The organism is Acidaminococcus sp., from assembly GCA_022482815.1.
Classification (GTDB): domain Bacteria; phylum Bacillota; class Negativicutes; order Acidaminococcales; family Acidaminococcaceae; genus Acidaminococcus.
Window position 1 is genome coordinate 961,748 of the sequence record JAKVOM010000001.1, and the last position, 15,587, is coordinate 977,334.

The following is a 15,587-nucleotide window of genomic DNA, read 5'->3' on the forward strand; positions in this document are numbered from 1 at the left end:
TTTTATGCGCAAGGAATTACCCATTGATATTTTGAGTGCCGTCGAAAAACCGGCCCGTTATACGGGAATGGAGTTCGGCAGCATTGTGAAGCCCGAAGGAACGACGGATGTTTCCTTCTGTCTTGCTTTTCCTGATACTTACGAAATCGGGATGAGCTATCTGGGTTTCAAAATTCTCTATGCGATTTTGAATAAACGATCCTACATCCAGGCGGAACGCGCTTTTGCGCCGTGGGTCGATATGGAAAAGAAAATGCGGGAGCGGAAGATTCCGCTTGCTTCGCTTGAAACGATGCGTCCTCTGGGTGAGTTTGACCTTGTCGGGTTTACACTCCTTTACGAGATGTCTTATTCCAATATTTTGAATATGCTGGATATGGGGGGCATTCCTATCTGGCAAAAAGACCGTGGCATTGACGATCCTTTTGTCTGTGCCGGCGGGCCTTGTGTTTTTAATTCTGAACCGCTGGCTGATTTCTTCGACTTTTGCATGCTGGGGGATGGAGAACATATCATCCTTGAAGTGACAGAGTGCTACCGGGAATGGAAAAAGGCCGGCAAGCCAGGCGGCAGGAATGAATTCCTGCATCGCGCTGCCCGCATCCAGGGTGTCTATGTGCCGTCCTTTTATGACGTGACCTATCGGGAAGATGGGACACTGGCGGCAGTAAAGCCGAATACAAGCGACGCTCCTGCCGTCGTTTACAAACGGGTCGAACCGGATATCAATACGCTGGAATACCCGACACATCCGGTCGTTCCCTATGGGGATACGGTTCATGACCGAATCATGCTGGAACTTTTCCGCGGCTGCAGCCGTGGCTGCCGGTTCTGTAATGCCGGTATGATTTACCGTCCTGTGCGGGAACGTAAAATGGAAAATGTGCTTAAACTCGCGCGGGAACTGGTACCGGCTACCGGTTATAACGAGATGTCACTGTTTTCTCTGAGTACAGCGGATTATTCCCATCTGGATCCGCTTATCCATAAACTGATTGACGAATTTAAAGATGACAAGGTGAGTGTCTCCCTGCCGTCACTGCGCATTGACAGCTTTTCAGTCCGTCTAGCCAAGGAAGTGCAGGCTGTGCGCAAGAGTGGTCTGACTTTTGCGCCGGAAGCCGGCAGTCAGCGGATGCGTGATGTCATCAACAAGGGCGTGACGGAGCAGAATCTGATGGATGCCGTGGGGGCCGCTTTTGAAAACGGCTGGTCCACGGTCAAGCTATATTTTATGATTGGTCTTCCGACTGAAACTGATGAGGATGTCCTGGCCATTGCTAAACTGGCTCAGGCTGTGCAGCGCAAGTACAAGGAAGTGACCGGTCATTACGGGGCTAAAGTGACGGTCAGCGTGTCGAACTTTGTCCCCAAGCCGTATACGGCTTTTCAATGGGTAGGCCAGAATACGAAGGCAGAGTTTGACCGGAAGCATAATCTGCTGAAGGAAGCTTTTTCTTATTTGAAGAACGTACATTACCAGTATCATGACTCCCTGACGAGCCTCATGGAAGGGGTTCTGGCGCGCGGGGACCGGCGCCTTTCACGCCCCATTTATATTGCCTGGGAAAAAGGTGCCCGCTTTGACGGGTGGGGTGAACTATTTTCTTTTGAGCGGTGGCAGGAGGCTTTTACGGAAGCCGGAGTGGATATGGCATTTTATAATCAGCGGGAACGCGGCAAGGATGAAATTTTTCCGTGGGAGCATACGAGCTGCGGCGTGAACCGTGCTTTCCTCGCTAAGGAGATGGAACGGGCAAAGGTGGCTGCTCTGACGCATGACTGCCGCCGCTCAACTTGTACGGGCTGCGGAGTCTGTCAGAACCTGGGAGTAAAAATTATCGACTGGGAGGATGGGACGAAGTGAAACTGAGAGTGCAGATTACGAAGGAACGGGGTATCCGTTTCATTTCCCATCTGGAATACCAGAAAACCATCGAAAAGGCGATCCGGCGGGCACGGATTCCTGTCGCTTATTCTCAGGGTTTCAATCCGCATATGCGCTTTTCCCTGGCTTCGGCTCTGGGCGTGGGCGTGACGAGTCAGTGCGAATTTATGGAACTGAAATTGCGGGAAGAACGCCCCCTTACGGATCTCGTGGAAGCGCTTTCCGCTAACCTTCCCATGGGGATTCACGTGGTAGCAGCCGATTTGGCGGATGATAAGGCTCCCAAGCTGATGGCAAGGGCTGCCGGCGCGTCCTATCACGTCAGCGTGCCCTGTTCGGAAGATCCGGCAGCGGCACTCAGAACCTATGAAATCACACCGGAAGTTACTTTTACCAAGGAACACACTAAGAGTAAGGGAAAACCGCGGACGATTGACGTCAAGGACTTTATTTCTGAGCTGCACTATGCCTGGGACGGGAAAGCACTGGAGCTCACTTTTGACTGCAAAATCACGCCTACAGGCAGTATGAAGGCCCGGGAATTTCTGCAGGTCCTCAGGGAACAATTTGGCCTGGCGCTGAACCTCGACGCGGCGGATATCGGCCGTACCGATCTTTATGCCCGCGATGACGGCGGACGCAAAGTACCGCTCCTTGCAGCTTCCAGGGCCTGAACAGAAGGGTGTTGCCATGAAGACCATTTACGTAAGTGTGAGACCGGAAGAAACCCGGATGGGCCTTGTTGAAGATGGCAGACTGCAGGACTATGCCGTCGAAAGGCGCAGCGGGGAAAATCTTGTCGGCAACATATATCGCGGCAGTGTCCGTAATGTGGTGCCGGGTATCCAGGCGGCGTTCATCGATCTTAATCTCGGGAAAAACGGATTCCTGACGCTGCGCAGTGAAGATCATCTGACTCAGGGACAAATGATTCTGGTACAGGTCGTCAAGGACTGCCGCGGCAACAAGGGCCCCGGTGTGACGAGAAATATTACCCTTCCCGGCCGTTATGTAGTGCTGGAGCCGTTTGGCAAAAAAGTTTCCCTGTCGCGGAAACTTACGGGACGAACCAGACGCAACCGCCTCCGTGAGCTGGCGGAACGCTGTCTGCCCGATGGTATGGGGCTTGTCGTGCGTACCGCTGCCGCAGATGCGGAAGATGAGGAAATTCAGTCGGACGTGGAACAGCTTCTCCATAACTGGGAGGTTATCCAGAAACGGAGCAAGGTGGGGCGCGGACCGCAGCTCCTTTACCGCGAACTGGATCTTTCTATCCGCATGATCCGGGACTATGTGACGGATGAAATCCATAAGATTATCGTGGATGATTCTGCAACCTATCGTACCGTGCGGGAACTCCTGGAGAATATGGGACTGCAGTCGGTACATACCGAGCTGTACATGGAAGCAGAAGATCTTTTTACCCATTATGGCCTGGATAACGAAATTGCAGCTGTTTCCGACCGGATTGTCTGGCTTCCCGGCGGTGGATACCTGGTTTTTGACTATACGGAAGCGATGACGGTCATCGATGTGAACAGCGGGCACTATGCTGAAGGCGAAAGCCGCGAGGAAACTTCACTGCGGACAAACCGGGAGGCAGCGGTGGAAATTGCCCGCCAGCTGCGTCTGCGGGACATCGGCGGCATTGTTGTAGCCGATTTTATCGACATGGATACGCAGGAAGCACAGGAAGAAGTCCTGCAGCTCTTGAAAAGAGCCTTCGCTTCGGATAAGATGAAACCGAGGGTACTTGGATTTACCCGGCTGAATCTTGTTGAAATGACGCGGCGGAAAGCCCGGCGCAATCTGGCAGGAGCCCTTTATACGACCTGCCCTATGTGTCAGGGCAGCGGACGCGTGGAATCCCCGGAAACGGTTTATGTGGAAATCAGGCGCCGCCTGCGCGGCCTGTACTCGCAGCACGCCATGGCAAGAAGTCTGCTTGTCACGGTGCACCCGCAGGTGTATGAATGGCTGACAATCCGCGGTGTCCGTGATATGGAAGAGGAGTTCAAGTGTCATATTCGCATAGCCAGTGACCCGGCCCTGACAGCCGGTACGTTTACTATCCTGAACCATTCTGCTTAAGGAGTACGAAAGGGCGTGAGGACAATGAAACTGACGTTTCCCGATTATGTAGTGACGGTAATGAAGCTTCTGGAGGCACAGGGCTTTGAGGCCTATGTCGTAGGTGGTGCTGTCCGGGATATGCTGCTCGGCCGTACACCGGAGGACTATGACATTGTAACCAACGCCCGCCCGGATGAAATCAAACTGGCTGCCGGACGGAGCGGCCTCGATGTCATCGGAACCCTGGGGCAGAACTTTGGCGTGGTCAACCTGAAGCTGGGACGTCATACCGTGGAAGTCGCTTCTTACCGCAATGAAACGTATGGCAGTGATGCCCACCGGCCCGCTGAGGTCTGGTACTGTGAGCGGCTGGAAGATGATCTGGGAAGGCGCGACTTTACTATTAATGCCATGGCAGCTGATCGCAGCGGACGTATCATCGACTGTTTTGATGGAATGAATGACCTGCGGGAACGCGTCCTTCGGACCGTAGGCAATGCACAGAAGCGCTTTCAGGAAGACGCCCTGCGTATGTTCCGTGCCTGCCGTTTTATTGCACAGCTTGGTTTTACGCCTCACGAAGGAATTCTGCCTGCCATTGAGGCTAACCTGGACCGCGTCAGTGGTCTGTCCCTGGAACGTGTGCGCTCTGAGCTCAATAAACTGCTTTGCGGCGCCTGGGCGGGGCAGGGCATGGATCTTATGGTAAAGAGCCATTTGGCGGCGCAGAGCTGCCGTATCAAGGCTCATGGAGCCTATGTGCCTGTGCCTATTCTCCCCGAATTGGAAGCACTTGTCGGTGTGCCCCAGAATCCGGCCTTCCATCCTTATGATGTCTGGACTCATACGGCAGTGGCTCTCAATAAGACCGACCGTCAGCTGGCAACCGGGTGGGCCGTGCTGCTTCATGACATCGGGAAGGGGCGGGAAGGCGTCCGGACCTATAACGAGGAAGGACTGCCCCATGATAACGGTCATGAAAAGGTGGGCGCTGTCATGGCCCGGACCATTATGGAGCGTCTGCGTCTCCCGGAACCGCTGACTGACCGGGTTGCCTGGCTGGTGCGCAGTCATATGCACTTCGGCTTTGCGAGTGCTCTTGAAGATGAGGCTACCTGGCGCTGGCTTCGGAAAGAGGCAAGAAGCGGTCACTTCCGGCTTAATAAGGAAATGGCTGAGGCTTTTAAGCAGCTGACCGCTGTCTGTGTAGCTGACGTGGCTGCTACTGCCGCGACACGCAGCGATGTCATTCACGCCCAGATGTATGGCGAGCGGCTGATCAGGATGGCCTATCTGATGCCTGTCCATACGTCTGACCTCAACATCAACGGCAGGCAGCTCCTGGAAATGGGCGTGCCGCAGGATCAGCTTTCACGGATTCTGCCGCTTTTTCTGCAGCGTATCCAGGATCGGACGTTGAAAAATGATCCGGAGGAGCTGCGGAAGACGGTAAGACATATTTTAGAACGGCAGGAAAAAAGAAAGTCCTGAAAATGAGATGAATTGTCTTCCTATAGAGGAATATGTCCTGCTTTTTGTGCTCGATTTGCAATATTTATGTGATTTTTTGAGCCGTTTTACGTGATTTTTTGGGAGTTGTATACAGAATTTAATAAACTAAAGAGAAAAATACGAAAGTATTTAACATAGCACAATTAAATTTTTAGAATTCATAAAAAACTTATAAAAATCGAAGAATATGGCCTAAAAGAATGTAAAAAAAATGTTATTTGTGTTATAATCCAAATGTACTATGGAGACGTAACCTTTGGAATTCCACTTCGATAATTTCTGAACAAAAGGGGGATGGATGATTTTTATTAAAGGAGAATTCCGAAATCTTCAGCAAGGATTGGCAAAAGAATATATTTTTGTAAGGAGGTTTTTGCTTTGAGTAAAGTAATGACGTTACATGACGCTATTGCAAAGTATGTCCACACTGGAGACCACATCGCGTTAGGTGGTTTCACTACTGACCGTAAACCGTATGCTGCTGTATACGAAATCCTGAGACAAGGGATTACCGACCTGACGGGCCTTGGTGGTGCAGCCGGCGGTGACTGGGATCTGCTCATCGGCAATGGCCGCGTAAAAGCTTACATCAACTGCTATACTGCAAACTCTGGCGTAACCAACGTTTCCAGACGTTTCAGAAAATGGTTCGAAGGCGGCAAGCTGACTATGGAAGACTATTCCCAGGATGTTATTTACCTGATGTGGCATGCTGCTGCACTGGGACTTCCGTTCCTGCCTGTTTCCCTGATGCAGGGCTCCGGTCTGGAAAAAGAGTGGGGCATCAGCAAGGAAGTCCGCAAGACCCTGGATAAGGTTCCTGATGACAAGTTTGTAGAAATTGAAAACCCCTTCAACAAGAACCAGCGCGTCCTGGCTATTCCTGTTCCTGAAATCGATGTAGCTATCATTCACGTACAGCAAGCTTCTCCGGACGGCACTGTCCGCATCTGGGGCGGTAAGTTCCAGGATGTTGATATTGCTATGGCTGCTAAGCACACGATTGTTACGTGCGAACAGATTATCAGCAATGAAGAAATCCGCAGAGATCCGACTCAGAACGATATCCCCTGCATGTGCGTAGACGCCGTGGTACAAGCTCCTTATGGCGCTCATCCGTCTCAGTGCTATGGCCTGTACGACTACGATAATCCGTTCCTGAAGGTTTACGACGTCGTCAGCAAGACTCAGGAAGACTTCGATAAGTTCTGCAAAGAATGGATCTTCGACGTAAAGGATCATGACGAATACCTGAACAAGCTCGGTGCTACCCGCCTGATCAACCTGAAGGTTGTTCCTGGTCTGGGCTATCACGTTGATATGACGAAGGAGGGCAAATAAGGATGTCTGATTACACGAATTATACCAACAAAGAAATGCAGGCTGTGACCATTGCCAAGCAGATTAAAAATGGTCAGGTTGTCACTGTAGGTACCGGTCTTCCTCTGATTGGTGCCAGCGTTGCAAAGAGAGTCTATGCTCCTGACTGCCATATCATCGTCGAGAGCGGCCTGATGGACTGCTCCCCTGTTGAAGTACCTCGTTCCGTTGGTGACTTGAGATTCATGGCTCACTGCGGTACGATTTGGCCTAATATCCGCTTCGTAGGTTTCGAAATCAATGAATACCTGCATCATGCAAATCGTCTGATCGCTTTCATCGGCGGTGCTCAGATTGATGCTTACGGCAACGTAAACTCCACTTCCATTGGTGATTATCATCATCCGAAAACCCGTTTCACCGGTTCCGGCGGCGCTAACGGTATCGCTACCTACTCCAACACCATCATCATGATGCAGCATGAAAAACGCAGATTCATGAAAGACATTGACTATGTCACCAGCCCTGGCTGGATTGATGGCCCTGGCGGACGTGAAAGACTGGGTCTGCCCGGCGATGTAGGTCCTCAAATGGTTGTTACCGACCGCGGCATTCTGAAATTCGACGAAAAGACGAAGAGAATGTATCTGGCTGGTTACTATCCGACTTCTTCTCCTGAAGATGTCATTGAAAACACCGGTTTTGAAATTGATGTTTCCAGAGCTGTTGAACTGGAAGCTCCGGATCCTGCTGTTATTAAACTGATCCGTGAAGAAATCGATCCGGGCCAGGCTTTCATTAAGGTTCCTGTAGAAGAAAAGAAATAACTCAATCATAGGGAGGACAACCAATAATGGGTTTTTATTCAATGCCTAGATATTTTCAACAGATGCCTCAAGTCGGCAAACCGTTGAAAAAGGCAAATCCTGAAAATGAAGAACAATTAAAGAAGATTGAAGCAGAGATTCATGAGCTGATTAAGGCCGCTCAGTCTGCGGGCCGCAGCGATGAATCCCTGAACGAATCCGGCCAATTGACCGCACTGCAGCGTATTGAAAAGCTGGTTGAACCGGGCACTTTCAGACCGTTGAACTCCCTGTTTAACCCACAAGACAACAAGAACGGCTCTGTCAGCATCATCAAGGGCCTGGGCCGTATTAACGGCAAATGGGCAGTGATTGTAGCTTCCGATAACAAGAAGCTGGCCGGTGCCTGGGTACCGGGCCAGGCTGAATGCCTGCTCCGTGCTTCCGATACGGCTAAGACGCTGCATATTCCTCTGGTATATGTCCTGAACTGCAGTGGTGTTAAATTCGATGAACAGGAAAAGGTTTATCCTAACCGCCGTGGTGGTGGTACTCCGTTCTATCGCAACTCTGAACTGAACCAACTGGGTATTCCTGTCATCGTCGGCATCTATGGAACCAACCCTGCCGGCGGCGGCTACCATTCCATCAGCCCGACCATCCTGATTGCTCATGAAAAAGCCAACATGGCTGTCGGCGGCGCCGGCATCCTGGGCGGCATGAGCCCGAAGGGCTACATCGATATGGAAGGTGCAGAACAGATTGCTGATTCCGTAGCTAAGAGCAAGAAGGTAGAACCTCCTGGAGCTGTAGATATTCACTACACCGAGACCGGTTTCTTCCGTGAAGTATATGCTTCCGAAGAAGGCGTTCTGGAAGGCATCAAGAAATACATCGGCATGCTGCCGAAGTATGACCCCGAATTCTTCCGTGTAGATGATCCGAGAGAACCGGCTCTGCCTCTGGATGATCTGTATTCTCTCGTTCCTCTGAACGATAAGAGAGCCTATGATATGTACAATGTCATCGGCCGTCTGTTTGATAACAGTGAATTCAAGGAATACAAGAAGGGCTATGGCCCCGAAATGATTACCGGTATGGCTAAAGTCAACGGCCTGCTCGTTGGTGTAGTTGCCAACTTCATGGGCCTCTTGATGAACTACCCTGAATACAAGACGGGTGCTGTAGGCATGGGCGGTAAGCTTTATCGTCAGGGTCTCGTTAAGATGAACGAATTTGTTACCCTGTGCGCCAGAGACCGTCTGCCGATCATCTGGATTCAGGATACTTCCGGTATCGATGTAGGCAACGATGCAGAGAAGGCTGAACTGCTTGGCTTAGGTCAGTCCCTGATCTATTCCATCCAGAGCTCCCATATTCCGCAATTCGAAATTACCCTGAGAAAAGGTTCCGCCGCTGCTCACTACGTACTGGGCGGTCCTCAGGGCAGCACGAACGCATTCTCCATTGGCACGGCTGCTACCGAGATTTATGTAATGAACGGTGAAACCGCTGCTGTGGCTATGTACTCCCGCAGACTCGCAAAGGATAAGAAAGCCGGCAAGGATCTGCAGCCGACCATCGATAAGATGAACAACCTGATCCAGTCTTTCCACACCAATTCCCGTCCGAAGATCTGCGCAAAACTTGGTCTGGTAGACGAAGTGGTAGACTTCTCCAAGTTGCGTGACTATGTAGTAGCATTCACTGAAGCTGCTTATCAGAATCCGCAGTCCATTTGCCCGTTCCATCAGATGATGCTGCCTAGAGCTATCAGGGAATTTGATACGTTCGTGAAAAAGTAATCCTTGTGGAGGAACAGGCAACTAATGAGTATTTATACACTTGGCATTGATGTCGGATCCACGGCATCCAAATGCATTATCCTCAAAGATGGAAAAGACATCGTCGCCAAATCCCTCGTGGACGTTGGGGCCGGTACTTCCGGCCCGTCTCGGGCGATTTCTGAAGTCCTCGAAAATGCGCACATGAAGAAGGAAGATATGGCGTATACCCTGGCAACAGGGTATGGCCGTAACTCCCTGGAGGGCATTGCGGACAAGCAAATGAGTGAATTGTCCTGCCATGCCAAGGGCGCATCTTTCATTTGGCCGAATGTCCACACCGTTATTGATATTGGCGGTCAGGATGTAAAAGTTATCCATGTGGAAAACGGCGTAATGACCAACTTCCAGATGAACGATAAATGTGCAGCTGGTACGGGACGTTTCCTTGATGTAATGGCTCGTGTGCTCGAGGTCAAGGTGGAAGATCTGGCTAAGCTTGGTGCTCAGTCCAAGAAGCGTATTGCCATCAGCTCCACGTGCACGGTATTCGCTGAAAGCGAAGTAATCAGCCAGCTGTCGAAAGGTACGGACAAGATTGATATTATTGCCGGTATCCATCGTTCAGTGGCCAGCCGCGTGATTGGTCTTGCCAACCGCGTTGGTGTGGTGAAGGATGTCGTCATGACCGGCGGCGTTGCTCAGAATTACGGCGTAGTAGATGCCCTGCGGGAGGGTTTGGGTGTAGAAATCCACACGTCCCCGCTGGCCCAGTACAATGGTGCTCTTGGTGCTGCGCTGTATGCCTATCGTAAAGCATCTAAATAAGCTTTTTACTTATAAAAGAAGGAAGGATAATTATGGCGAAAGTTGTAAGCCCTGGCGTCCAGGCTTTAAGAGATGTAGTAGAAAAGGTTTACAGAGAACTGCGTGAAGCAAAAGAAGCAGGCCAGCCTGTAGGTTGGTCCTCTTCCAAATTCCCCTGCGAATTGGCTGAATCCTTCGGTCTGCACGTAGGCTATCCTGAAAACCAGGCTGCCGGCATTGCCGCTAACCGCGACGGCGAAGTAATGTGCCAGGCTGCTGAAGATATTGGCTATGATAACGATATTTGCGGCTATGCCCGTATTTCCCTGGCATATGCTGCCGGTTACCGTGGCGCCAACAAGATGGACAAAGACGGTAACTATATCATTAACCCGAACAGCGGCAAGCAGAAGAAAGATGCAAACGGCAAGAAGATGTTCGATGCCGATGGTAAGCCTGTCATCGATCCGAAGACCTTGAAGCCTTATGCAACCGTAGATAATATCTATGAAATTGCTGCTCTGCCCGATGGCGAAGAAAAGACCCGCCGTCAGAATGCACTGCATAAGTATCGTCAGATGACGATGCCGATGCCGGACTTCGTACTGTGCTGCAACAACATTTGCAACTGCATGACGAAGTGGTATGAAGACATTGCTCGTCGTCATAACATTCCTTTGATCATGATCGACGTTCCTTACAACGAATTCGACCATGTCAACGAAGCCAACGTAAAGTATATTCGTGCTCAGCTCGATACGGCTATTCGTCAAATGGAAGAGATTTCCGGCAAGAAGTTCGATGAAGATAAGTTCGAACAATGCTGCCAGAACGCAAACCGTACCGCTAAGGCTTGGTTGAAAGTTTGCGATTACCTCCAGTACAAACCGTCTCCATTCAACGGCTTCGACCTGTTCAACCACATGGCCGACGTCGTTACGGCTCGTGGCCGTGTAGAAGCTGCTGAAGCTTTCGAACTGCTGGCCAGCGAACTGGAACAGCATGTCAAGGAAGGTACCACGACGGCTCCGTTCAAAGAACAGCATCGTATCATGTTTGAAGGTATTCCTTGCTGGCCGAAACTGCCGGCTCTGTTCAAACCTCTGAAGGCCAACGGCCTGAACATCACCGGTGTTGTATATGCTCCGGCATTTGGTTTCGTTTACGACAACCTGGATGGACTCGTAAAAGCATACTGCAAGGCCCCGAACTCCGTCAGCATCGAACAAGGTGTGGCATGGCGTGAAGGTCTGATTCGCGACAACAAGGTTGACGGCGTTCTGGTTCACTACAACCGTTCCTGCAAACCTTGGAGTGGTTACATGCCTGAAATGCAGCGTCGTTTCACGAAGGATCTGGGTATCCCGACCGCCGGCTTCGACGGCGACCAGGCTGACCCGAGAAACTTCAACGCTGCTCAGTATGAAACCCGTGTACAAGGCTTGGTCGAAGCCATGGAAGCAAATGACGCAAAGAAGGGGAATAAATAATGGCTATCAGTGAACTTATTGAAGAGTTTAAGAAAGTATCTGCCAGCCCGAAGACCATGCTGGCCAAATATAAAGCTCAAGGCAAGAAGGCTATCGGTGTTCTGCCTTACTATGTTCCTGAAGAACTGGTTTATGCAGCTGGAATGGTTCCTATGGGTGTATGGGGCTGCAACGGTAAACAGGAAGTTCGTTCCAAGGAATATTGCGCTTCCTTCTACTGCACAGTAGCTCAGCTGTCCCTGGAAATGCTGCTGGATGGTACGCTGGACGGCCTGGACGGCATTATTACGCCTGTTCTGTGCGATACCCTGCGTCCTATGAGCCAGAACTTCAAAGTCGCTATGAAGGGTAAGATGCCGGTTATTTTCCTGGCACATCCTCAGGTTCGTCAGACTGCAGCCGGCAGACAGTTCACCTATGACGCTTACAATGAAGTAAAGGGTCATCTGGAAGAAATCTGCGGCCATGAAATCACTAACGATGCCATCCGCGATGCCATCAAAGTGTATAACAAGAGCCGTGCTGCCCGCCGTGAATTCTGCAAACTGGCAAATGCTCATCCTGACCTGATCTCTGCTTCCACTCGTGCTGCCATCCTGCGTGCTGCTTACTTCATGCTGAAGGATGAATACACCGAAAAGCTGGAAGAACTCAACAAGGAACTGGCTGCTGCTCCTGTCGGCAAGTTCGATGGCCATAAGGTCGTTGTTTCCGGCATCATCTACAACATGCCTGGCATCCTGAAGGCTATGGATGACAACAAACTTGTCGTTGCTGCTGATGACTGCGCTTATGAAAGCCGCAGCTTTGCAGTAGATGCTCCGGAAGATCTGGATAATGGCCTGGCTGCACTGGCTGTACAGTTCTCCAAGCAGAAGAACGATGTGCTGCTGTATGATCCGACCTATCGTGAAAATACCAGAAGCGAACATGTCTGCAGCCTCGTAAAGGAAAGCGGCGCTGAAGGCGTTATCGTTTATATGATGCAGTTCTGCGACCCTGAAGAAATGGAATATCCTGATCTGAAGAAGGCTCTGGATGCTCATCACATTCCTCACGTCAAGATTGGCGTAGATCAAATGACCCGTGACTTTGGTCAGGCTACGACCGCTCTGGAAGCATTCGCAGAAAGCCTGTAATTCTCAAAATAAAAAGACTGTCGTCCGTTGGGCGGCAGTCTTTTTTTGAGGCAAACCGACGCAGGTGGTTTGTATTCTTCTACAACATCCTTTCACGTAGTCGGGAGGAGGGATGTAGACGTGATGGAGGATAGCTTCAGGTTCGAACCTTGAGCAATCTGCGACCAGTGTCCGGCGACATGCGAAAAAGAGACTGTGAAAAATGAAGGTTTTTTCACAGTCTCTTTATATTTTACAAAATTTTTTTCGCGGAAGCTTCCAACAGGTGAAGCAGTTGTTTGATATGTGGGTTCTTTTTTTGATTGGGAAGATAGCATACCATCAGCCACGGGGTATTTTTAGGAGTATCGGTGCGGAAAAAACGAAGGTTTTTAAATTGTGTGACTGACCCTACATAAGATTCCATCAGAAAACCAACGCCGCTCTCGCCTGACACGAGACGCATTGCATTTGGCGTACTATCGATTTCAAAAGTAGAGAAATTCTTGATTTTTCCGGAATGGAGCAGTTTATCTTCCTGCCAGCGCAGTTGTTGGGCAGGCTGCTGAATAATGAATCGTTCGCCTTCCAGTTCATGTATTGGCAGGTAAGGGAAACGTTCTCCGGGAATGGAAATCGCTTTTTGACATGCTGGATGATTTTCCGGAAGTACCAATAGCAGGGGAACCTGTTTTAGCAGTTTTGTCTTGACCCCGGGATCCGGTTTATCTTGGATGCAGAGGATGGCATCATAGCGGCCTTCACGCAAACCCTTTCTGAGTGCTTCGTTATGTTCATGCTGTAATTTCAGCGTAAAAGGCAGTTGTGTAGTATTTACTTTAGGCAAAAAAGAGTCCAGAAGCAGGAAGTACAGCATGGCGTAAGTTCCGACATGGAGTTCTTGTTTTTTCTCTTTACGGAAGGCCCCAGCCTTTCTTCCAATTCCTCATCAAGGGACAGCATTTTTTTGGCGTAGTCAATGACAAGTTCGCCGGCTTTTGTCAGTTCGATTCCTTTACTGGAACGTTCAAAGAGTGGGAATCCCAGGTGGTCTTCTAACTTTCTGACCGCGATACTCAGCGTAGGCTGCGTGATAAAGAGCCGGTCTGCGGCAGCGTGATAACTGTGTGTTTCGGCTAGTGTCGTCAGATACAGAAGCTGGCGCAGGTTTAGTATCATTCTGGGTCCCTCCTTACAAATAAATTTCCTTTATTATAAACTAGTTTTCTGTAAATTAATAGATAAAATTTATCAGGCAATGAAATTAAACAATTGGAAAAGTCAGATAATTTTCATTACAATAAAATCATCAAAATAGAATTGATGCCAGGAAGTATTGTAGGGAAGGAGTCTGAATAACTATGAAAACTACAACAGCGGCACCTGTGAAAAAAGTGACTGTACCGCATACCTTTATCATTATTTTTGTGATGATCCTGGCTGCGGTATTGCTGACGTGGATTGTTCCGGCCGGCTCCTATGAGTTTGTAAAGAACGCATCGGGCCAGAAAATGGTGGACCCGGCTACTTTCAAATTTGTGGCCAGCTCAGCGGTCAATCCTATCAAAATTCCTCTGTATATCGTAAAGGCGTTTTCCAAACGTATTTCGCTGTTGATGGTTATCTTCATGGCCGGGTCCGTGTTCCATATTGTGACGAAGACCGGCGCTCTGCAGGCACTGCTTGCCCGCGGTGCTCGTAAGTTCTCGGACCGTCTGTACGTATTTATTCCGGTTCTGATGCTGATCTTTGGCCTGATTTGTACAACGCAGGGTGTAAATACGTTCATCCCGTTTGCACCGGTTATGGTTATGCTCAGTATGGCTATGGGATTGGACAGTATTACAGGTGAAGCTATCATGGTGCTCGGCGGTGCTATCGGGTTCTCTACGGGGACTCTGAATGTTTTCACCACACTCGTTGCCCAGAATATTGCTGGGCTGCCGCCTTATTCCGGATTGGGGTACCGTTCGTTCTGCTTTGTCGTATTCTACATTGTAACGAGTATCTACGTAGTTCGCTATGCGCTGAAAATCAAGAATAAACCGGAACTCAGCCCGATGTATGAACTCGATAAGGAAAGAGAAGAAAATACCTCCGGCGGCATGAATCTTGATGAAGCCAGCCATTTGACAGGCCGTATGCTGCTTGTAATTGTGCTTCTGGTGGCCATGTTTGCCCTTGTCATTTACGGTTCTATCTTCTGGAAATGGAACATGGACTATATGTCTGCGGCCTTCTTGGTCTATTCGGTTGTAGCGGATGCGATTGCCGGAGCAAGTCCCAATCAGATTTGCAAGGATATCATTGATGGCAGTAAGAAGATGCTCGGCGCTGTTTATATCATCGGAATGGCTACGGCCATTAGCAGCATTATGACGGATGGCAAGATTACCTACACCATTGTGCATTACCTGACTGACATGATGGCGGGGCTTCCGGCTGTACTCATTGCTCCAGGTATGGTCATTGCCAATACGATTATCAACGTGTTCCTGACTTCCGGCTCCGGACAGGCCGTAGCCGTAATGCCTATCATGCTCCCTATTGCCGATGTGCTGGGAGTTACTCGCCAGACGGCGATTCTTGCCTTTAACTTTGGCGACGGCTTCTGCAACTTTATCCTGCCGACTTCTACGGCACTGATGGGAACTCTGAGTGTCACCAATATTCCTTACGACCGTTGGATTAAATTCATGTGGAAATTGTTCCTGATCTGGCTGGTAACGGGATGCCTCCTGACCACGCTGGCACAAGTCATTCACCTGGCTTAAATGAGAGGAGTTAGT

General features: G+C 50.0%; 13 protein-coding genes. 11 read left to right on the forward strand and 2 right to left on the reverse strand.

The window, feature by feature from the left end:
* Nucleotides 1-4: 4 nt before the first annotated feature.
* From LKE33_04250 to LKE33_04295, 10 genes are all read left to right on the forward strand, one after another.
* On the forward strand, nucleotides 5-1,867 hold the full coding sequence (locus tag LKE33_04250; GenBank protein ID MCH3950138.1) for a TIGR03960 family B12-binding radical SAM protein: 1,863 nt from the start codon (nucleotides 5-7) through the stop codon (nucleotides 1,865-1,867).
* Entirely contained in the window at nucleotides 1,864-2,562 is a 699-nt protein-coding gene (locus tag LKE33_04255) for a TIGR03936 family radical SAM-associated protein (GenBank protein ID MCH3950139.1), read from the forward strand. The genes LKE33_04250 and LKE33_04255 overlap by 4 nt, the downstream gene beginning before the upstream one ends.
* Before the next feature lie 16 nt (nucleotides 2,563-2,578).
* The gene (locus LKE33_04260) at nucleotides 2,579-3,979 is read left to right on the forward strand and encodes an Rne/Rng family ribonuclease (GenBank protein MCH3950140.1); all 1,401 of its coding nucleotides are present in this window, start codon (nucleotides 2,579-2,581) and stop codon (nucleotides 3,977-3,979) included.
* Between the two features lie 24 nt (nucleotides 3,980-4,003).
* Nucleotides 4,004-5,452, forward strand: a complete 1,449-nt coding sequence (locus tag LKE33_04265; protein ID MCH3950141.1) for a CCA tRNA nucleotidyltransferase — start codon at nucleotides 4,004-4,006, stop codon at nucleotides 5,450-5,452.
* A gap of 399 nt (nucleotides 5,453-5,851) precedes the next feature.
* On the forward strand, nucleotides 5,852-6,814 hold the full coding sequence (locus LKE33_04270) for a glutaconate CoA-transferase (GenBank protein ID MCH3950142.1): 963 nt from the start codon (nucleotides 5,852-5,854) through the stop codon (nucleotides 6,812-6,814).
* Between the two features lie 2 nt (nucleotides 6,815-6,816).
* Nucleotides 6,817-7,620 carry a CoA-transferase subunit beta gene (locus LKE33_04275; protein ID MCH3950143.1) on the forward strand — a complete coding sequence of 268 codons (804 nt, stop codon included), beginning with the start codon at nucleotides 6,817-6,819 and terminating at the stop codon, nucleotides 7,618-7,620.
* Nucleotides 7,621-7,661: 41 nt separating this feature from the next.
* Nucleotides 7,662-9,404 carry a glutaconyl-CoA decarboxylase subunit alpha gene (locus tag LKE33_04280; GenBank protein MCH3950144.1) on the forward strand — a complete coding sequence of 581 codons (1,743 nt, stop codon included), beginning with the start codon at nucleotides 7,662-7,664 and terminating at the stop codon, nucleotides 9,402-9,404.
* Between the two features lie 30 nt (nucleotides 9,405-9,434).
* Complete coding sequence (locus tag LKE33_04285) at nucleotides 9,435-10,211, forward strand: acyl-CoA dehydratase activase (protein MCH3950145.1); 777 nt, start codon at nucleotides 9,435-9,437, stop codon at nucleotides 10,209-10,211.
* Between the two features lie 32 nt (nucleotides 10,212-10,243).
* Nucleotides 10,244-11,680, forward strand: a complete 1,437-nt coding sequence (locus LKE33_04290) for a 2-hydroxyacyl-CoA dehydratase (protein ID MCH3950146.1) — start codon at nucleotides 10,244-10,246, stop codon at nucleotides 11,678-11,680.
* Nucleotides 11,680-12,819, forward strand: coding sequence for a 2-hydroxyacyl-CoA dehydratase family protein (locus LKE33_04295; GenBank protein ID MCH3950147.1), 1,140 nt, complete (start codon nucleotides 11,680-11,682; stop codon nucleotides 12,817-12,819). The genes LKE33_04290 and LKE33_04295 overlap by 1 nt, the downstream gene beginning before the upstream one ends.
* A 232-nt stretch (nucleotides 12,820-13,051) precedes the next feature.
* Here LKE33_04295 and LKE33_04300 read toward each other — a convergent pair whose 3' ends face one another.
* Nucleotides 13,052-13,675 (reverse strand): substrate-binding domain-containing protein, encoded by a 624-nt coding sequence (locus LKE33_04300; protein MCH3950148.1) that lies wholly within the window; start codon nucleotides 13,673-13,675, stop codon nucleotides 13,052-13,054.
* Nucleotides 13,633-13,977, reverse strand: coding sequence for a LysR family transcriptional regulator (locus LKE33_04305; GenBank protein ID MCH3950149.1), 345 nt, complete (start codon nucleotides 13,975-13,977; stop codon nucleotides 13,633-13,635). Before LKE33_04305 ends, LKE33_04300 begins: the two co-directional genes overlap by 43 nt.
* A gap of 182 nt (nucleotides 13,978-14,159) precedes the next feature.
* On the opposite strand from LKE33_04305, the gene LKE33_04310 reads away from it, so the two are divergent.
* Nucleotides 14,160-15,572, forward strand: coding sequence for a YfcC family protein (locus LKE33_04310; GenBank protein MCH3950150.1), 1,413 nt, complete (start codon nucleotides 14,160-14,162; stop codon nucleotides 15,570-15,572).
* The last annotated feature ends 15 nt before the right edge of the window (nucleotides 15,573-15,587 follow it).